A 19998-nucleotide genomic window follows, 5' to 3' on the forward strand; every position below is an offset into this window, starting at 1 on the left:
ACTCCCGCCCATATAACATCCTTATTTATCCAGTTAATTGCCGAAATCTTCTCAGCGAGAGTATCCCCTCTTCATTATCCACAGTTAATAGACTGTCTCAAAACCAGCGTTACAAGTCAAGACTTCAGCTTGCTCCCCTTTTTCACCTCTTATAAGCAGGTTTTTCATGCTTACAAAGCCATCAGCGGGGTACGTATCCTCTGTAACGCTGATAAACGTGCTTAAAGACAACCGTCAAGATGATTTTCCTATCGTTTTTCTTGATGAACTTGCGGAAAAACGAGTCCTTGCTTAAAAATACTACATGAAGTTCTTTCTGTGAGGAGTGAGACCAATGAAGTTAACACCGCAACAAGTAGATACCAAATGCAAAGGTGATGAAGAAATTGCGGTGTATTTTCATGCGTTGCTCACTCAGAATCAACAATTGTCTTAACTGAAAAAAAGGCGTTCGGTTAATGGCAGATTTACACATTTGCCACTACCAAACGCCAACTATTAGTTATATTCGAAATGGTGGGATGTATCTACCGTCGATATCTGTGAATCCATATTCCTTCGCTAGGGTTCCAACTTCCAATAGCTGCCCGGCTTTTTTTGCTACATGAGGGTCCGCGGCAAGTTCAACTACCGCTTTACCAATATATGCCACAGACTCGGTCGGATGAAGGTCCTCAATTTTCATGAAATCAGGATCTCCTGCTTCTAGACCGTAGTGTTTGTATACGGCTTCCGTGCGCATCCAACCCGGAGCTAAGGCGATTGCTGTTACATCAATTCCATTCGCTTTTAAATTGTGGGACATACCGCGGGTCATGTTTACAACAGCGCGTTTGACCGTATCATAAAAAACATTAACAGGATAATCGCCGCCAAAATCGGAATATACGCCAGTGTTAATCAGTAAACCATATTTTTGTTTAAGGAAAAAGGTGGACATCGCATAGCGGCTGGACACCATCTGAGCGCGCAGACCTGCGTCAAACATTTTGTCCCAACGTGTCATGGGCTGCTCCCAAAAAGGAACTGAAAAGTCAACGTCATAATAGTTTTCATAACCGCCCCAAGCATTATTGACGACGACGTCGAGGGAACCTTGTTCTCTGTAGATTTGTTCATAAAGAGCTTTTACTTCCTCATCAACGGTATGGTCACAACGTACGGGTATACCTAGTCCTCCGCGAGCAGTAACCGCTTCTGCCGTATCCTCTATATTGCCTGATAAATCGGATCTAGTTGTTGAAGCTCTCGTACTGCGTCCAGTTACATAGACGATAGCACCTGCTTCACCCAGGGCCATGGCAATACCTTTTCCTCCGCCTCGACTGGCGCCGGTAACTAACACGACTTTTCCACACAGTTTTTTATTGTTAGTGTGCATCAGTAAACCTCCTTAGACTAATGACCTAATACTACAAGAGCATACGCTTTCGCAATATTAGGCTCAGTTCTAAGGATACGGTTAATCCATGACAAATCTTGTCATAGTTATTCAATCATTTTGATGCCGTATGCCTGACGCATAGTGTCAATTTGTTCACGAATCCACATAACCATCTCCAGAGGCTCTTCGACCAAAGCTTCTGCTCCCAAACTAAGAAAGTAACGAGAGAAATGGGGCAAATTGCTTCGGTCCATCTCAGTTTGCAAGAGTCCACTTCCATCTTCATTAAGTTCAATATGGCTTTCCGCGCCGTTCCTACGTTCATAGGCTCTTATCCCATCTTTCGTCAGTTTAACTCGGAGCTTTATTGGGGTAGAGTTAGCTACGTTCTCATGTCCGGTTTTTAACCATTCAGCAATGCTAGAGGATGCAAAGTTTTTGCTCGGATGGTTTACTTCAGCTTTTTCCAACAAGAGTATGCGGTCTGCACGAAATAGAAGAAAGCCTTCTTTTAGAAAGCAATAAGAGGGCAAGTACCAGTATCCATTGGAGGAATAAATGCCAATAGGTTGGATAATTCTTTCTGTTTCTCCATCCTTGGAGGCGTAAATCATTCGCAGAGGTTGTTCGTCGAGGGAAGCTTCCAAAATTTGTTCCAAATAAGGAGAGCTTTGCGTTCTCGTTGGGGTCCAAAAAGAGACACGATCCTTGAGCGAATCAATACGTGCTTTCGTATCTGCCGGCAGATAATGATAAAACTTATTCAGGGCGGAAGTTGACTCCGCTTCAAATGGCAAGGCTCCATAAAATTGGAGTGATTGAAAGGCGAAGAACATCGCCACGGCCTCCTGTTCAGAGAACAAAATCGGAGGAAGCATCCGTTTCTTCAACAAACGGTAGCCGCCGTTAGGACCGAATTCGGTATAGAGTGGCATCCCAAGCTCACTCAACTCCTGCAAATCACGGTGCATCGTTCTCTCCGATACCCCGAATTCGTCAGCCATTTCCTTCGTCGTGAATTTCATTCGATTATTGACAGCCAACATTAATTGAATTAAACGTTGAGTTTTGTTCACTTCTCGGATGCCTCCTCTCCGTATATTAAATGATCGTTTTCATGACCTCTTTCATCGTTGAAACGAAAGCCTCGGCTGCTTTAGAAATATATCTGCCTTTGCGATAGGCGATAACCAGTGTTCGAGTAGGCCTTCCTTCGAGAGGCAGATGGACCGGAAACAATTCGCTAAAACTTCTTTTTGATATCAAATAAGGCACAAATGCAATGCCCATGCCCGCGGCGACCAACGATTGGACGGTCTCCATGTTGCTGGACTCGAAAACGATATGAGGAATGATACCAGCTTGCTGGCACAGTTCCAGCGTTAATTTCTGAAACCCTTGGCCTTTTTTTAGCGCGATAAATCCTCTTTCGCTAACTGATCTATGCGAATAGGCTCATTGCTGGAAGCCAGCGGGTGTAAAGGGGGAACAGCCAATACGATTTCTTCTTCCAGCAAGGTCTCGTATACGAGAGAATCTTCACGAAGCGGTAGGGAAAGAAGGCTGATATCCGTTTGCCCATTTGATGTGAGCGATTCCAAGTTCGAAGACGTTTCTTCCACGAGTGAAATTTGGATATCAGGGTAAGCCGCTTGAAAGGCAGGCAAGACGAAAGGGAGTATCGTCGATCCGGTAATCGGCATGCTGCCAACGACTAAGCGACCTTTTTTCATTTGTGAAATATCTTCCATTTCTTTCTTGAGCTGCTCGACCATATCGAGAATTTTTGTGACTTTTCAACAAATAGGGAGCCAGCATGAGTTAGCTCGACAGAATTGGTGCTGCGCTGAAAGAGAAGCACGCCAATTTCTTTTTCTAATTTGGACAATTGTTGACTGAGTGAAGGTTGGGCGATATGAAGCTTTTCCGCTGCGCGTGAGAAGTTTCGCTCAATGGCAATTTGAATCGTGTATTGAAGTTGACGTAACTCCATGGAAAGGATCATCTCCTTGAATTTTAATAATGAACGTCCTGCCTATTGTTATTTCCTATAATGTAGACGTAGTTTACCACAAGAAGTATCCAAGTAAGAGAAATTTTTTTAGAGGAATGGAACAAGTAACGGTGGACAGTGAAATTCTTTCACTTAAAACGTTTTAGCAGCTAAGAGTAACTTCACCCACCCATATCGTTCTTATCCATTTGATCATACGAACGAAGTGTTTTATAGGGAAAATCTATGAAGCTTATAGTTATTATATCTTGGAACTATGACGTATTCCGTGCTAAACTACGTTATGAGGGTAACACATTAAACAATTTAGAGCGGATAATGACAAGAGGTGACTGGATATGAGTAAAAAAACGATGTTTGAGAAGATTTGGGAAAATCATGTTATTAACCAGGAAGAAGGCAAGCCTAGCGTTATCTACATTGACTTGCAGCTGGTGCATGAAGTAACTTCACCGCAAGCGTTTGAAGGACTTCGTCTTTCGGGTCGTAAAGTACGCAGACCTGATCTGACTTTTGCAACAATGGATCATAATGTACCGACAAAGGATCGTTTCAACATTACGGACCCGATTTCCAAACAACAAATCGATACACTTTCACAAAACTGCCGTGATTTCGGTGTGACACTTTTTGACCTAGACAGTCTTGATCAAGGTGTCGTGCACGTTATGGGACCAGAGCTTGGTCTTACACACCCGGGCAAAACTATCGTATGCGGCGATAGCCACACGTCCACGCATGGTGCGTTCGGCGCATTAGCTTTTGGTATCGGTACGAGTGAGGTAGAACACGTTCTTGCTACGCAAACCCTGCAGCAATCCAGAGCCAAAACATTGGAAGTCCGTATCACAGGCAACTTGAAGCCTGGTGTAACTGCAAAGGATTTGATCCTAGGCGTTATTGCGAAATACGGAACTGACTTTGCAACTGGTTATGTGATTGAATACACGGGCGAAGCCATTCGTGGACTTTCCATGGAAGAGCGTATGACCGTTTGTAACATGTCCATCGAAGGTGGAGCTAGAGCGGGTCTGATCGCTCCGGATGAAACGACATTCAACTACCTGCGTGGTCGTGAATACGTGCCTCAAGGTGCGGATTTTGATGCAGCAGTTGCTGAGTGGTCTCAACTTGTTACAGATGAAGGGGCTACTTATGATTGGGTTCTTGAATTCGATGCCGATACATTGATTCCGCAAGTAACCTGGGGGACAAGTCCAGGTATGGGAACGAACATTAACGCACTTGTTCCGGATCCACAGAGCTTCGAAACCGAAAATGAACGCAAAGCTGCTGAAAAAGCGCTTGAATATATGGATTTAAAACCAGGTACGCCAATGACTGATCTGAAAGTAGACTATGTCTTCATCGGTTCTTGCACAAATGGCCGTATCGAGGATCTTCGCGCAGCAGCTAAGATTGCGCAAGGCTACACCGTTGACCCTAGCGTAACTGCAATTGTGGTGCCAGGTTCAGGACGCGTGAAGATTCAAGCTGAAAAAGAAGGTTTGGATAAAATCTTCTCCAACGCAGGATTTGAATGGCGTGATGCAGGCTGCAGTATGTGCTTAGCGATGAACCCAGACGTTCTTCAACCGGGTCAACGCTGCGCATCTACTTCCAACCGTAACTTTGAAGGTCGTCAAGGCCGTGGCGGACGTACGCATCTTGTATCCCCGGCAATGGCTGTTGCAGCTGCGATTAAAGGTCATTTCTTTGATGTTCGTGATTGGGAAATCAAAGAATATCAACAAGCTTAATGTGTGATCATGAGTTTTGATTAAAACTCATACTATGCTTATGAAGTTAGTTTTTCTAACGAAAAACTCTAAGGAGAATGAGAATATGGAAGCTTTCAAACAACATACAGGTCTTGTCGGTCCAGTTGACCGTGTAAATGTAGATACAGATGCAATTATTCCTAAGCAATTTCTTAAAAGAATTGAGCGCTCCGGTTTTGGCCAATTCCTTTTCTTCGAATGGAGATGGGATGAAGCGGGCAAAGTCATTGAGAACTTTCCTTTAAACCAAGAGCGTTATCAAGGGGCTTCCGTTCTGATTTCCAGAGCGAACTTTGGTTGCGGTTCTTCTCGTGAACATGCGCCATGGGCCATTCAAGATTTCGGTTTCCGTGTTATTATTGCTCCGTCTTATGCGGATATTTTCTACAACAACTGCTTTAAAAACAGCATTCTGCCGATAAAGCTTTCGGAAGAGCAAGTGGAAGACTTGTTCCAACGTACAGCGAAGCACGAAGGCTACAAGCTTAACGTAGACCTGGAAACCAACCAGTTGACGGATGATTATGGCTTGAGCATTACGTTTGAGTTAGATGAACACCGTCGTCAATTCTTGCTGCAAGGTTTAGACGATATTGGTTTAACCCTTCAGCATGAAGCGAAAATTACGGCTTATGAAGAAGCCAATAAAAAACGCTTGGCTTATAAATAAGAATGTAGTGAACTAATCAGGTAGAATTAAGGTGAACCGAGAGGCGAAAATGCCTTTCGGTTTTTTTGTGCTTTTTTACGATATTATCTGTCATAAATTTCAAGTCTGTTTTTTTGCAACTTTTGGCAGTTTTGCACGTCTAATAGATAACTAGAATGTCGTAAGAACGGAGGTTTTGCTGTCGGGATTGTGACTATTTTGATATAATGGACATCTTGCTGCTAGTTTTTAAGTTATAGATTTTGTAAAGATTGATATGACTGCCTAATTCCGACATTACATAGAGGTGAATGATGAAATATCCTGTATTACTTTTGACATTTGTCGTGTTTATGCTGCTCTTGCCTACTTACGCTTTTGGAGCCGAAGCTCCAGCTTCCATCAAGCTGTTTATGAATGAGAAGAAGCTAGTCTCAGATGAAGTTCAACCACGTATCGTTAGCGGCAATACCATTGTTCCTGTTCGAATTATCGCTGAGGAGATCGGCGCGAAAGTAGAATGGGATGAACGAACACGCAAGGTAACCATTACCAAAGGTGACGTCAATATTCAGCTAACAATTGATAGTAAAAGTGCTCTAATTAAAGGCAAAAAAGTGGATATGGAAGTGTCTCCGATCATTACGAACGGCAATACTATGCTTCCACTGCGTTTCATTGGCGAACAATTGGGTATTGAATTTAAGTGGGATGCTCCGACATCCTCTGTGCATATGTTCAAAAATACAGATGACAATTCCAAGCCTGTAACGGGTCCCGTTGAAGTCATTGACAAGAACCCAGACGGACAGAATGGGAAAACTCCTACATTGCCACCAACAACAAACCCAGATCCAGGAACGGGTAAAGGAACAGATCCAGGAAAAGGAACGGATCCAGAAGCAGGCAAAGGCACTTCAGGGGGAGATAAGGCGCCGGATCCTAATGTGCATGTCCTTACATCGATTGAACTAACAGCGAACGAATTGGTTGTGAAAGCCAAAGACGGCACGCTAACACCAACTATGATGAAATTGGCAAATCCAAATCGGATTGTATTTGATTTTCCTAATATGTCCTTGGATGACTCGTACCAGAAAATGTTAGTCAATAATGCAGGTGAACTGCCTTCTAAGCATCCACTTGTGCAGAAAATACGGTTTTCCAAATTCTCTGATAATCCGGCTACGGTCAGAGTAATCTTAGATCTCAAAAGCACAGCGGATTATCGTGTCCAAACAAGCAAAGCAACCAATCAATGGACTGCCTCCATTATTGAACATCAAATAACGGTAGTGATTGATGCCGGACACGGCGATCAAGATCCGGGTGCTTTATCAATTACCGGAAAGCATGAGAAGGACTTTACACTTGCAACAGCGAAGAAAGTAAATAGCCTATTGTCACAGGACAAGCGTGTAGTTGTTTTAATGACTCGTTCGGATGATACCTTCATTCCTTTGGATGATCGTGTTTCATTTGCGAATGACAACCAAGCTGATCTCTTCTTGTCCATTCATGGCAATAGCGCTAAAGCCACGATTACAGGTACTGAAACCTATTACAATCGTCCGGAGAGCATTGCTTTCGCCAATACCATTCATAAATACGTAGTAGGAGCTGCAGGATTCGCGGATCGAAAAGTGCGACAAGCAGATTATCGTGTAATCACGAAAACAACAATGCCAGCTGTATTGGTAGAAGTCGGTTACTTGTCTAACAAAAATGATGAGGCCGCAATGTATAAAGATGCTTTTCAGGACAAGGTTGCTGCTTCTATTGTTTCAGCTATCAAAGAATACTTGAACCTCAAATAAGCTATGAAAGCTCTAAGGAGTGAATAAGATGACAAAAACAAGTCGCCTATTTCAAGGGGCGCTTCTTGTAAGTGCCATCACTTTATCTGTAACTGCCTGCGGTCAAAAGGCTCAACTGATTAGTGGTTCAACACCACAAGCAACCAACGCGCCGAGTACGGCGCCTGTGTTACAAAGCGCCGCTCCAACACCGACGCCTGAACCCTTGAAAGAGAAAAAACTTAAAGTGTATTACAGTGATCAGGAAGAAATGAAACTGATAGAAAAAGATATTACGGTGAGTTACAAGCAGGATGCGGATGTTTATGAAGCTGCCCTTAATGCGCTAAAGAAAAGTGAAGATCCGAAAGCCGTTTCTTTATTTGATGATATGAAATTTACAAGCGCCACCCTAGATAAAGCCAAGGGTGAGCTTAAAGTAGATATGAAATTTGGTCCCAAAACACAATTAGGCGCACCGGGAGAAGATTTGTTTCTCCAGGCTTTGAAGAAAACCGTATTTCAATTTCCAGAGGTGAAGTCCCTCTATGTGACTAAGGATGGTAAACAGGTGGATAGTCTAATGGGCCATCTGGAGCTCCCATATCCAATAAAAAGACCTAACTAAATGAACCAGCAGAGGAGTCAATATGACCAATGAATAATAAGAAATTAGCAAGCGCAATTGTGACATCATTAATAGTTACAAGTCTGGCAGGAACACCTGTTTTTGCAGCATCAACCACACCAACAACGCCTTCAAATGCAGGCAATTCGAATAATGTGAAGCTCTCATTTCCCGATGTGAAATCCGACTATTGGGGAATTCGACACATTTCCAAATTAGCTTTGGAAGGGATCATCGAAGGCGTTGAGGATGGAACCTATCGTCCTGAGACTGCGTCTCTCAGCAAGATGTGCTTATTATGGCTACCCGTATGATGGGCTTGCAAAGTGAAGTTGATTCGACAACAGCGGTAACGATATTCCCGGATTTTATGTTAGTGGATGATTATGCGAGAAATTATGTAGCTGTAGCTCTTCAAAAGGGTCTGATTTCCAATGAGGAAGAAAAAGCAAGGGGTGCTAACGATAAATCAAAGGAAAAATGGGGGCAGCGCAAAGCTACAAGAGAATGGGTTGCTGAAATCGTCATACGTGCGATCGGTAAATCCGCTCTAGCCCAAAGTATGACTTCAACATCGACGAAGTTTAATGACAACAGTTCGATCAGCAGTTCGACACTTGGCTATGTGAATGCAGCTGTGGCTTTGAAAATCGTAGACGGGTTCGAGGATGGAACTTTTCAACCGAAGGGAGCCGTAACTCGCGCTCAGATGGCCGCTTTCTTAAGTCGTTCACAAAAGGAACTGACTGCGTTGCCTTCGCGAGTTGTGAAAGGTTATCTGACCAGTTTAACTAGCGGCACGATCGGGATCATGGACAAAGACGGAAACACGAGTACATATAAAGTTTCTCCGAGCACCGTTTTCTACGGAAATAAAAATGATAGTGCCATTGACTCAAAAACGTTGCAAGAAACGTATGAGGTTTCCCTTGTGCAAGTGAGTGGAACGGCCTATTACGTGGAGATATTGAGCGACGTCCTACAAATGGACATTCATGAAGGAAAGCTGTTAAAGCTGAATATAAACAGCTTGAAAGCGACATTGGACGATTACGAGAGTTACGACCTGGCGCCTGACGTAGCCATTACAGATGTGGATGGACACGGATTGAGTCTTGCTTCGATCGTTAACGGAAGTACGATTGAACTTCGCAAAAGTAAAATTGTGAAGACAGATAAGTATACGTCGATTATTGTAAAGCAAGTGCCGGTTAACAAAACTTCAACAGGCGCTATTCAAACTTTGAATAAAGAAGCCATGCAAATTTCCGTGCTTGGCGGGGATTCCGGACAAACTGAAAATTACGGATTTTCCAGTAATCTGGTTGCAACTTTAGCCGACAACACCCTTGTAGATATTAATTCATTACACGTGGGAGATTCCATTGAATATACCGTGAAGAATAGTGAACTCGTCAAGATCGTCATTAAGAAGCAAGCGGATGTTGGCGTTAGTGTAGAGGGTACACTGAAAGATTTAAGCGACGATAAAACTTACTTGACAATAACCAAGTCTGCGGGCGCTCCATTGGCTGCCTATTTGCTTGGAGATAATGTGCAGGTTCGTATTAATGGCTTGGCAACAGCCAGCATTTATGATATTGCGCCTGGCGATCAAGTTAAACTTGACGTGTTGAATAACAAAGTTACTTTAATTACTGTGACGAATCGCTCTATTGAGAACTTATATTTTGCTAAAATAGATAGCTACAATTTAACTTCGAAGTTATTGACGGTAATTGACAGTACAGGAAAACCTCATGCTTATAAATTGACGGATACGGTTTCCATTTCATACGCTGGCACTAAGCTTCCTTTTACCAGCTTTAACAGTACTTTTACTGCAGGCAAATACGTTGATTTACTCGTTTCGAAAGATAATGTCACGCAAATTCAAATGTCCTCGCAGTTGGACGGGGCATTGACGCAATTGAACCTTCAAACGAATGATGTTACGTTGAAAACAGATAGTGGACAAAGCTTGAGCTTCAAATTGAATTATGCACCTCAGGTTGAGCTTGCGAATAAGCCGAATAGTACGCTAACTGATTTGAAAGTTGGCGATAATGTTAGTTTATTGCTCAGCTATGATCAAACGATTGTGCAGAAAATTGTGACCAGTAAGACGGCACTTTACAAAACAGCACTTGCAAACGTGAATAGCAAGCAAGTTACAGTCACCGATGAAGCCAATACGTCATATGTGGTTTCACTGGATGGCGTACCTATTGTAAAAGCGGATCAAAGTGTTGGCGCGTTGACAGATTTAGCGGTTGATGATTATGTGAAATTGACATTCAAAGGTTTAACTGTTGTAAAAGCAGAGATCGTAAGTCCGATCCGTGGGAAAGTAACAGCGGTTAACGCGGCAAGTTCGAGTTTAACGATTCAAGATTTTACCGGCAAAAATCAAGTCATTAACGCTGGCAGCAATTATGCAGTTAAGTTGAATGGCGGCATAGATTCAAGTTTCGCTTCTTTAAAAGTTGGAGATCGTGTACAAGTCATGAAGGATGCTAGCGATAAGCTTATCATTAAGGTTGCGACAGCCTCTAAGCGAGAATTCGATAATTATAATAATATTGTGAATCAAATTAACTTCAAAACGACAAACTCAAACGATAAATTAGCATTTAATTTATTTCCTAGAGCGTACTATCATAAAGGGACAGATGTATTGTCGCCATCATCGTTTGTGTCAGGCGATCAAGTGACGGCCTACATTTTAGATGAAAAAATTATTGAACTTGAGAAGTAAATCTTTTGAACCAAAATAATGACTATGCGTCTGTTTATTAGGAGCTTGTCTTCTAAAAACAGACGTTTTTTTTAATAAAGTTAAAATAAACTGCCATAATTTAAAAAATGTTCGCATTTTGACGCTTTCAAGCATTGATTCTGCCATCACAATTCGCTACACTGTAGATTATTACATCCCCAAGGAAGTAACAATATGACTCAAGTTAGTAAGGCATATTTTGGATACGATCGGTGAACTCTTTCCGGATGCCCATTGTGAATTGCGGCATAGCAATCCGTTTGAGTTAACCATTGCGGTACTCCTATCGGCTCAGTGTACCGACGAAACTGTGAACAAGGTGACCTTGGATCTTTTTGCGAAATACAAGCGTCCTGAAGATTATTTGTCTGTTCCTCTTGAAGAATTGGAACAAGATATTCGTCGGATCGGACTATTTCGAAATAAGGCAAGCAACATCCAGAAGCTTTGTCAGTTACTGTTAGACAAGTTTGACGGACAAATTCCTGAAAAACACGAGCAATTAGTTGAACTACCTGGCGTAGGCCGCAAAACGGCGAATGTCGTCGTTTCCAACGCATTCGGTGTGCCTGCTATTGCGGTAGACACACACGTAGAGCGAGTATCCAAGAGACTTGTTTAGTGGGTGTGGACGACTCCGTTCTTGAAGTTGAGAAGAAGCTGATGAAGAAAGTCCCCCGTGAAGAATGGACGCAGACGCATCATCGTCTCATATTTTTCGGTCGGTACCACTGTAAGGCGCAAAATCCACAATGCGTGATTTGTCCTTTATTGGACAAGTGCCGAGAAGGTAAAAAGCGTATGAAAGTAAGCACCTTAAGGAAAACTATTACAAACAAATGATAAGTAAACAAAGGATGGGATACAAATGAAATGCATCGCCGTATATACCAACAGTTTTGAATTGTTCTCCGATATCTATGAGCAAGTTATTAATACACCACTGGCTGATAATGAGGAAAAAGTAATTGAAGGTGTCACTATAAGTGAATCCGGTGAAGTTCCTCAGAACTACATAGACAAAATGAAAACGAAGCCAGAGGTTGTCGTAATGAAAGTGAAAGATTCCGACATCACTATTCTTCAGCATCGTGATGTTTTCGAAATTTTTCTTGCCAGAAAACGAAAAAGCAGTCATATCTTAAACCTAAATCTCCCCTTGGGAGATTTTTTTCTGTTACACCTACAGAAGCATGCACGTGAATAAGGAGCGAAGTAGTCCAATGAATCAAACGATAGATAAAAGCATCTCGGTCATGCCGGATGCGATGAAAGAGATGCAGCAATTGCTGCAAGAAACCGGAGATCTGGATAACGCAAGTAAAATGGGGCAGCTGCTCGAAAAAATGAGCTCAGGGCGAATGAATATCGCGTTCTGTGGTCATTTCTCTGCCGGAAAATCGACATTGATCAATCAGCTTTGCGGGCATCCGCTGCTGCCTTCTAGTCCGATTCCAACCAGTGCGAATATCGTAAGTATTCGAAACGGGGAACCTGGCGCTCACGTTACGCATAAATCGAAGTATGCTGTGGAGAGGCAAAAATCAATAGGACTTGAAGAACTGGAAGCCTATTGTGTAAATGGAACTGATATTGAAACTGTCGAGATCTCCTATCCGATTGCTTTTCTCGGAGATCATACGGCTATGCTGGATACGCCTGGAATAGATTCAACGGATGACGCCCATCATCAATCCACAGAGTCTGCGCTTCATCTGGCTGATGTTGTGTTCTATGTCATGGATTACAATCATGTACAGTCGGAAGTGAATCTGGCGTTCACTAAGAAAATGAAGGAATGGGGAAAACCGCTCTATTTGGTTGTCAATATGATTGATAAGCACAAAGAATGGGAGCTCCCATTTCCTCAGTATCAAGAAGGAACCCGACAGGCATTTCTGAGTTGGGGTATCGAACCCGACGGGTTGTTGTTCGTTACGATGAAGGAGCCCAACCATTCTCATAATGAATTTGCGAAGCTGCGCTGGCTTCTAAGCGAGCTGATTCAACGCGGTGATGTGCTGCGCAGCTTCAGCATCGATGCATCCGCGCGCTATCTCGCCGCAGAGCATGGCAAATGGCTGGCTGAGCAGAATGAGCAGCAGAAGGATGATCTCATCGAGCAGATTAGCCAAGAAGGCGACGTGCAGGGTGTTCAAGAGCAAGCTGAAGCGAAAGCGAAGGAGCTTGCGGAAGTTCGTGGTTTGCCGGAGTCGCTAACGGCGGCTCTTCGGAAGGAAGTTGGCATCATTATCGAGAATGCCAATATAACGCCTGCCTTGACGCGGGATCAGGCGCATGCCTATTTGGAGAGCCGTAAACCGGGCTTCAAGGTGGGATTCTTCTCCCGGGCTGCGCAAACAGCCGCGGAGACCGAGAAACGGCTGCAGGCGTTTCAATTGGATTTGGCTGAGCAAGTAGAAGCTCATCTGGATTGGCATCTTCGGGATGCGTTAAAGAAGTCAGCACAGCAGCAAGGGCAGTATGATGTTGAGTTGACGGCACAGATTGAGGCACTGAAGATCGATGTGACCACGGAGTGGTTAGCTTCTCAAGTAAATGCAGGAGCTGTTTTCGGAGGCGAGTACACGCTTAACTATATGAAGCAGGTGTCTGCCGAATTGAAACAGCAGTACCGCAAGCAAGCTTTTGCCATCATTGATGCGCTCGTGGCCTCTATCCGCGAGCGTGCTTCGCAAGAAGCTGACGCGCTTGCGGCAGAGCTGGAGACGCTGAACGTGCGTCTTGGCGCGAGCAAAGAGCTTCAGCGTCTGATTGACGCTGAAGCCGCTGCCGAGGCCCAGCTGCTGCGCATGGCGAGCTGGGAGCGGCCAGCTGCGCCGGCGCTGCCGGCTGCGCAGCAGTACACGGCCATGGAGGAGGCGGCAGCCGCCCCGCTGAGCGGGGAGCTGCACGTCAGCTCCATGGGAGCGATCCTGGAGGCCGCCGCGATAGCGTCGGCGGCCTCGGGCACGGCAGCTGCCCCTGCGGAGGCAGCTCTGGCGCCTAACGCGTTCACCTCGGGTGAACACGGCAGCGCATGGAGCGCAAGGCCGCTGATCTGATGGCGGCCTCATCCCTCATCGACGGGCTGCCGTCGATGAAGTTAATCGCGCGCTCCATGCGCCAGAAATCCGAACGTCTGCGCGAGCGGACGTTCACGATTGCACTGTTCGGCGCATTCAGTGCCGGCAAATCTTCATTCGCCAATGCGCTTATTGGCGAAAGAGTGCTGCCGGTTTCCCCGAACCCGACCACAGCGGCGATTAATAAAATTATGCCGCCGCAAGAAGGCTGGGAACACGGGACCGCCAAGGTCAAGATGAAGAAGGTTGATGCGATTCTGCAGGATGTTCTTTACTCATTGGAATTGCTGGGTGTACAAGCCGGCGATATGCCGTCTGCATTGAAACGGATTTCAGCCTTATCTCCTGCTGACGTAACAGCTAAAGGCAAACCGCACTATTCCTTCTTAAAGGCCGTGGAGAAAGGGTGGAGTGCCGCCCAAAACCAATTAGGCACAGAACTTAAAATAACAAAAGACGATTTCCCCAGCTATGTGGCAGATGAGTCGAAATCCTGTTTTGTCGAATTTATAGAATTATACTATTCCAATGCGTTGACTGATCAAGGAATCATTTTCGTGGATACACCTGGAGCAGATTCGATTAATGCGAGACATACGGGTGTAGCATTCAATTATATTAAGAACGCGGATGCGATTCTTTTTGTCACCTATTATAATCATGCTTTCTCTCAAGCAGACCGTGAATTTTTACTGCAGCTTGGACGCGTGAAAGATAGTTTTGAAATGGATAAAATGTTTTTCATTGTGAATGCAGCTGATCTGGCAGCGAGTACGGAAGAACTGGATGGGGTCATTAAGCATGTGGAGACGAATTTGATCCAGCATGGTATTCGAAATCCGCGTATCTATCCCATCTCCAGTTATTTGGCTGCGGAAGGAAAAATAACGGGCAGTGATGAGTTAGTTGCGCAATCCGGAATTCGCCCTTTTGAGCAAGATTTTGTTCAATTTACGTTTAATGAACTTAGCGATGTGGCCATTCACGCCGCCAATTTAGAATTGAAGCGGGCCATAACGACCATGCAGCAATGGTTGGAGCGCGCCCAGTCGGGTGAAGAGCAGCGTAAACGTCAGCTTGCCGAGTTGGAACAAGCTGAACATGCTGGCATGGAACTGCTGCTGAATACGCGTTATGAGGCAGAGCTTAAGGAATTGAGAAAAGAAATTCAAGAACTTTTGTACTATGTCAAGCAGAGGACGATGTACCGCTTCGGAGAGCTTTACAATTATGCGTTTAATCCTTCGACCTTTCGCGATGACATTCGTGATCCGAAGCAAGCGCTTCAGTCTGCTTGGAGCGAATTGCTGCGGATGATTGGTTATGATCTCTCTCAGGAAGTGCTGGCTACAACGCTAAGGGTCGAGAATCAGATGAATAAGATTAGCGGTCGTCGGTATAAGCGATGGGAAGAACAGCTCATTGAAAAGCTGGAAGGATTCGAGAGCGGCAACTATGAAGCCTATGACTTTGTTACGCCAGAAGTCGCGACGCAGTTAGAGGTGACAGAGGTTTCGTTAAAACTATTACAAAGCTATTTCAAGAACGCAAAGCAATTTTTTGAGGGAGACGGGAAGAGTAAGCTAAGGAATGAGCTGGAAACTCGCATGAATGCGCCGGTCGCTCTCTTTATCGATCAGCAAACGTTGATACTTGAGCAAGCATATGCGGATCAGTTAGAAAATGGGCTGATGAAGCTAAAGGAGCAGATGCAGCAACAACTGAATGAACATGTAGAGGGAGCACGCAATGCCCTTGAAATGAAGATTGATTTGAACGAACTGATATCCAAACAGCATCAATTAAAAGGCTTCATAGGGTAGACAAATGAAAGGGTTGGTCTGGTTCTTAGGAACTTGGCCAACCCTTTTCTCGACATTCACATGGAAAGGCTTACATTGCAGGTTATCGGGATGATTTCCAAGAATAGGGTGGATTCCTGCCTGTTTTTGTGAAGTTATGGGCATTTAAGCGCTTAAATCCTCATATCCTCTGATTGCTCGCTCATAGGGTTGGTGATAAGATTCATTAGGTATTAAAACGCTTTCTTACTTATTCCTAATTTTTCCTTCTTGAGGGGGGTCCCAAAAAGTGGATGTGTTTAGACAACTGAAACCGTATTTCTGGCCTGAGAAAAAATTATTTTTTGCAGCCATTGCTTGTTTAGCCACAGCAACTGCGCTAGGTCTTGTTTATCCGAATTTACTTCGGTATTTAATCGATGATGTGATCGCAAAGGAACAATTCGGGCTCGTTCCGAAGTTAGCGCTTACGGTGGTGGTCGTTGTTTCGTTAAAAGGCATGCTTCAGTTTCTTCATGGTTTATGCGGGGGTCGATTAGGCAATCGTGTTGCTTATCATCTACGGAATGCCCTGTACAACAAGCTTCAGTATTTGTCTTTTCAATACTACGATCAAGCTCGAACAGGGGACTTAATGTCGCGATTGACAGCAGATCTGGAAGCGATTAGGCAATTCATTGGATTTGGATTTGCCCAGCTCTTAAACGTCGGATTAATGCTTATATTCGGTATGGCCATGATGTTTTCGATCAACTGGAAACTTGCTCTGCTCACGATGGTTTCGATGCCGTTCCTTGCTTTTACGGCGATTCGCTTTGAGGGGAAAATTCATCCGGCTTTTCGCATGGTGCGTCAATCGCTGAGTACGATGACTACCGCTGTACAGGAAAATATTACAGGGGTGCGAACCGTAAAATCATTTGCTCGCGAGCCTTATGAAGTGACGAAATTTTCAGCTCGCAATGAAGATTATAAATCAATGAACATTGAAACTTCGGGGATTTGGGCTAAATATTTCCCGATAATGGAAATTCTGGCGAACCTAAGCGTTGTTATGCTGCTTGGTGTTGGTGGCTACATGGTCATTGAAAATGCCATAACCTTAGGTGAGTTGGTTGCTTGCTTTAGTCTAATCTGGTACATCATTGGCCCGATGTGGCAGCTTGGATTTCATATTAACAACTTTACACAAACGAAAGCTTCCGGCGAGAAAATTTTAGAGATTTTGCATCAATACATGCATGTCAAAGATCAACCGGAAGCAGCGGCTTTAGTCACGGAAGACATAAAGGGACACGTTCAATTCGAGCATGTTACCTTTGCTTATCCGGAGAAACAGCCCTCACTCTACGATTTCTCTGTGGATGCGCGGCCGGGTTCAGTCATTGGTCTATTGGGGAGCACGGGCTCAGGAAAAACGACGATTATTTCCTTGCTCATGAGAGCGTACAATGTCAAAGAAGGTAAAGTTTTACTTGACGGCAAAGACATTCGCACTGTGCAATTGGAAAGCTTTCGCAGTCAAATTGCGACCGTATTTCAAGAAACATTCCTGTTCTCGTCAACGATTCGCAATAACATTTCTTATGGACGTCAAGGTGTCACCATGGATGATATTATACGCTCCGCGAAGCTGGCTAAAGCGCATGATTTCATTATGGAGCTTCCGGAAGGCTACGATACGGTAGTTGGTGAACGCGGACTTGGCTTATCGGGCGGACAGAAGCAGCGGATTGCCATTGCAAGAGCGTTACTGAAAGATCCGAAAATTCTAATTTTGGACGATGCGACTAGCGCCGTAGATATGGAAACCGAACATGAAATTCAAGCAGGCTTTGGCGAAGTGATGAAAGGGCGTACGACCTTCATTATTGCTCATCGCATATCATCTTTGAAGCATGCGGATGAAATCATCGTTTTGGACAAAGGACGCATTCTGCAAAGAGGCACACACCAAGAACTGCTTGAGCAAGAAGGTTTGTATCGTCAAACCTATCAAATTCAATATGCTGATCAACCGAACCTGCACCCTACTGCGGACAATCAGGCTGCTGCCGCTCGAGATTTGAATATAGATGTTGAAAGCAAATCTTTAAACAACTCATCGTCATTGGAAAGAAGGTTAGCGCATTGAGTACGCATTCGAAGCAAGCTGAGGCATCTGCCGAAAAAGAAGATTCCCAAGCAGGGCAACGATTTGTCTATCAAGATGATGAACTCATTGAGAAACCGTTTGATTGGGGTCAATTAAGACGATTATTTAGCTATATGAAGCCGTATCGAAAACAAATGCTGCCAATTATCATCATCATGATGTTTGTTGGCGCTATTACGAAGCTCACGATTCCGTTACTGATTCGCGTTGCTATCGATGATGCCATAACGCCGAAAAATAAAAATTTATTGCTCTGGATCGTTGGTATTATGTTAGGTGTATATGTGATTCAATGGTTGGCTAATACGTTTCGGATCAAATATACGAATATGATTGGACAGCGCGTTATTTATGATTTGCGGCATGACTTGTTTAGCCATATTCAAAAGCTATCCTTTCGTTTTTTTGACACTCGTCCGGCCGGATCTGTGCTTGTTCGAGTGACGAACTATGTAAATTCTTTGCAGGATCTATTTACGAATGGGGTCGTCAACTTATTAATTGATTTAGTGCAGCTTTGCGGTATTATCATTATTTTATTAACGTATAATTTCAAGCTGGGAGCAGCGATTATCGTCACGGTTCCGATCATGTTCCTTGTTTCGACGAAGCTTCGCAAAAAGATACGCCAGGCTTGGCAGGATGTAACGATGAAGCAATCACGGTTGAATGCGCATTTAAATGAGTGTATTCAGGGCATTCGAGTCACGCAAGCTTATACGCAAGAAAAAGAAAATATTCACTTCTTTACCAAGATGAACATGATCAATCGGTTGTCTTGGAACCGTGCTTCCATGCTCAATCAATCATTTGGTCCCATCATTGAAATTACGGGAGCTATCGGTTATTTCATTTTATTTTGGCTAGGGGCGCATTTCATACAGACAGGCGAAATAACGATTGGATTGTTGGTTGCCTTCGCCACCTACATCGGCTATTTCTGGGAACCTATTAATAGATTAGGCCAAATGTATTCGCAGTTGCTTATTGCAATGGCTTCAGCTGAGCGGATTTTTGAATACATAGATGAGAAACCGACCGTTGCAGAAAGTAAAGACGCAAGCGAGCTGCCGCCGATTCAAGGCCATGTGAAATTTGAACAAATCGTTTTTGAATATGAGCCGGGTCGACCTGCTTTGAATGGTATTAGCTTGGAGGTACAGGCAGGTCAATCTATCGCGCTCGTCGGACATACGGGTTCAGGTAAAAGTACGATCATGAATTTACTATGCCGCTTCTATGATCCTGTACAAGGAAGGGTTCTTGTGGACGGCAACGACATTCGCGAAGTAACGATTCAAAGCTTGCGTTCGCAGATTGGAATTGTTCTGCAAGATACGTTTATTTTCTCAGGAACGATCCGCGACAATATTCGCTTTGGCCGTTTGGATGCAACCAATGAAGAAATTGAGCAGGCTGCCAAAGCGGTCCATGCGCATGATTTTATTGTTAGTTTACCTGGTGGCTATGATACGGAAGTACAAGAGCGTGGTAATGTGCTTTCGATGGGTCAACGGCAGCTGATTTCCTTTGCTCGGGCATTGTTGGCGAATCCACAGGTTCTTATCTTGGATGAAGCTACGGCGAGCATTGATACAGAGACAGAACTTAAGATTCAGGAGGCGCTCAAAACATTGCTTGCGGGTCGTACTTCCTTCATCGTTGCGCACAGGCTTTCTACTATCCGTAATGCCGATAAAATTGTTGTGCTAGATCATGGTCGTATGATGGAAATTGGCAATCATGAGGAATTGATGAGGGAACAACAGATTTACTATGGCCTCATCCAAGCTCAGTACAAATTTTTGCAAAATGCCGTGTAATCAACGAAGGATGAAAGAGCTGTTTAACTGCGCTGGCAGTCAAACGGCTTTTTTGTTATGATGAAGGAATGGCGAACGTATGATCGTGAATGGTGTACATT

Annotated in this window: 13 protein-coding genes and 3 pseudogenes; 13 read left to right on the top strand and 3 right to left on the bottom strand. The window is 44.1% G+C overall.

Translation table 11 applies throughout. The features are described 5' to 3' along the window. Nucleotides 1-225: hypothetical protein (locus FU659_RS36545; RefSeq protein ID WP_222708658.1), on the top strand; the 225-nt coding region annotated here is incomplete at its 5' end. 277 nt (nt 226-502) lie between these two features. On the opposite strand, the gene FU659_RS28665 is transcribed toward FU659_RS36545, so the two are convergent. The 3 genes and pseudogenes from FU659_RS28665 to FU659_RS28675 all read right to left on the bottom strand — a co-directional run bounded on the left by FU659_RS28665 (nt 503) and on the right by FU659_RS28675 (nt 3377). Continuing rightward, on the bottom strand, nt 503-1381 hold the full coding sequence (locus FU659_RS28665) for an SDR family NAD(P)-dependent oxidoreductase (protein WP_147950703.1): 879 nt from the start codon (nt 1379-1381) through the stop codon (nt 503-505). A gap of 107 nt (nt 1382-1488) precedes the next feature. Continuing rightward, nucleotides 1489-2460 carry a helix-turn-helix transcriptional regulator gene (locus FU659_RS28670; protein WP_147950704.1) on the bottom strand — a complete coding sequence of 324 codons (972 nt, stop codon included), beginning with the start codon at nt 2458-2460 and terminating at the stop codon, nt 1489-1491. Between the two features lie 25 nt (nt 2461-2485). Beyond that, nucleotides 2486-3377: pseudogene (locus FU659_RS28675) on the bottom strand (LysR family transcriptional regulator). A gap of 359 nt (nt 3378-3736) precedes the next feature. Here FU659_RS28675 and leuC point away from each other — a divergent pair. The 12 genes and pseudogenes from leuC to FU659_RS28735 all read left to right on the top strand — a co-directional run bounded on the left by leuC (nt 3737) and on the right by FU659_RS28735 (nt 19897). After that, on the top strand, nt 3737-5158 hold the full coding sequence (gene leuC, locus FU659_RS28680) for a 3-isopropylmalate dehydratase large subunit (RefSeq protein WP_147950705.1): 1422 nt from the start codon (nt 3737-3739) through the stop codon (nt 5156-5158). Nucleotides 5159-5243: 85 nt separating this feature from the next. After that, entirely contained in the window at nt 5244-5849 is a 606-nt protein-coding gene (gene leuD, locus FU659_RS28685; RefSeq protein ID WP_147950706.1) for a 3-isopropylmalate dehydratase small subunit, read from the top strand. Nucleotides 5850-6163: 314 nt separating this feature from the next. Then, a complete protein-coding gene (locus FU659_RS28690) occupies nt 6164-7645 on the top strand; it encodes an N-acetylmuramoyl-L-alanine amidase family protein (protein ID WP_222708659.1) in 1482 nt (493 codons plus the stop codon). A gap of 28 nt (nt 7646-7673) precedes the next feature. Beyond that, nucleotides 7674-8252 carry a GerMN domain-containing protein gene (locus tag FU659_RS28695; protein ID WP_147950708.1) on the top strand — a complete coding sequence of 193 codons (579 nt, stop codon included), beginning with the start codon at nt 7674-7676 and terminating at the stop codon, nt 8250-8252. Between the two features lie 29 nt (nt 8253-8281). Continuing rightward, nucleotides 8282-8566, top strand: a complete 285-nt coding sequence (locus FU659_RS28700; protein WP_147950709.1) for an S-layer homology domain-containing protein — start codon at nt 8282-8284, stop codon at nt 8564-8566. Next, complete coding sequence (locus tag FU659_RS28705; RefSeq protein WP_147950710.1) at nt 8551-11010, top strand: S-layer homology domain-containing protein; 2460 nt, start codon at nt 8551-8553, stop codon at nt 11008-11010. The genes FU659_RS28700 and FU659_RS28705 overlap by 16 nt, the downstream gene beginning before the upstream one ends. A 217-nt stretch (nt 11011-11227) precedes the next feature. Beyond that, a pseudogene (gene nth / locus FU659_RS28710) lies at nt 11228-11874 on the top strand (endonuclease III). Between the two features lie 25 nt (nt 11875-11899). Next, nucleotides 11900-12169, top strand: a pseudogene (locus tag FU659_RS28715) (NAD/NADP transhydrogenase alpha subunit); the annotation flags it as partial. Nucleotides 12170-12254: 85 nt separating this feature from the next. After that, complete coding sequence (locus FU659_RS28720; RefSeq protein WP_187274457.1) at nt 12255-14096, top strand: dynamin family protein; 1842 nt, start codon at nt 12255-12257, stop codon at nt 14094-14096. Next, nucleotides 14072-15940 carry a dynamin family protein gene (locus FU659_RS28725; protein ID WP_147950712.1) on the top strand — a complete coding sequence of 623 codons (1869 nt, stop codon included), beginning with the start codon at nt 14072-14074 and terminating at the stop codon, nt 15938-15940. The genes FU659_RS28720 and FU659_RS28725 overlap by 25 nt, the downstream gene beginning before the upstream one ends. A gap of 268 nt (nt 15941-16208) precedes the next feature. Beyond that, nucleotides 16209-18053 (top strand): ABC transporter ATP-binding protein, encoded by a 1845-nt coding sequence (locus FU659_RS28730; RefSeq protein WP_147950713.1) that lies wholly within the window; start codon nt 16209-16211, stop codon nt 18051-18053. Continuing rightward, the gene (locus tag FU659_RS28735; protein ID WP_147950714.1) at nt 18050-19897 is read left to right on the top strand and encodes an ABC transporter ATP-binding protein; all 1848 of its coding nucleotides are present in this window, start codon (nt 18050-18052) and stop codon (nt 19895-19897) included. Before FU659_RS28730 ends, FU659_RS28735 begins: the two co-directional genes overlap by 4 nt. The last annotated feature ends 101 nt before the right edge of the window (nt 19898-19998 follow it).

It is taken from the genome of Paenibacillus sp. N3.4, from assembly GCF_008017805.1.
Lineage (GTDB): Bacteria > Bacillota > Bacilli > Paenibacillales > NBRC-103111 > Paenibacillus_E.

What these genes read in the sequence shown, in the direction of transcription:
- FU659_RS28665 (WP_147950703.1), bottom strand. Translation starts at nt 1,381, where the DNA reads ATGCACACTAACAATAAAAAACTGTGTGGAAAAGTCGTGTTAGTTACC.
- leuC (WP_147950705.1), top strand. Translation starts at nt 3,737, where the DNA reads ATGAGTAAAAAAACGATGTTTGAGAAGATTTGGGAAAATCATGTTATT.
- leuD (WP_147950706.1), top strand. Translation starts at nt 5,244, where the DNA reads ATGGAAGCTTTCAAACAACATACAGGTCTTGTCGGTCCAGTTGACCGT.
- FU659_RS28695 (WP_147950708.1), top strand. Translation starts at nt 7,674, where the DNA reads ATGACAAAAACAAGTCGCCTATTTCAAGGGGCGCTTCTTGTAAGTGCC.
- FU659_RS28700 (WP_147950709.1), top strand. Translation starts at nt 8,282, where the DNA reads ATGAATAATAAGAAATTAGCAAGCGCAATTGTGACATCATTAATAGTT.
- FU659_RS28705 (WP_147950710.1), top strand. Translation starts at nt 8,551, where the DNA reads ATGGCTACCCGTATGATGGGCTTGCAAAGTGAAGTTGATTCGACAACA.
- FU659_RS28720 (WP_187274457.1), top strand. Translation starts at nt 12,255, where the DNA reads ATGAATCAAACGATAGATAAAAGCATCTCGGTCATGCCGGATGCGATG.
- FU659_RS28725 (WP_147950712.1), top strand. Translation starts at nt 14,072, where the DNA reads ATGGAGCGCAAGGCCGCTGATCTGATGGCGGCCTCATCCCTCATCGAC.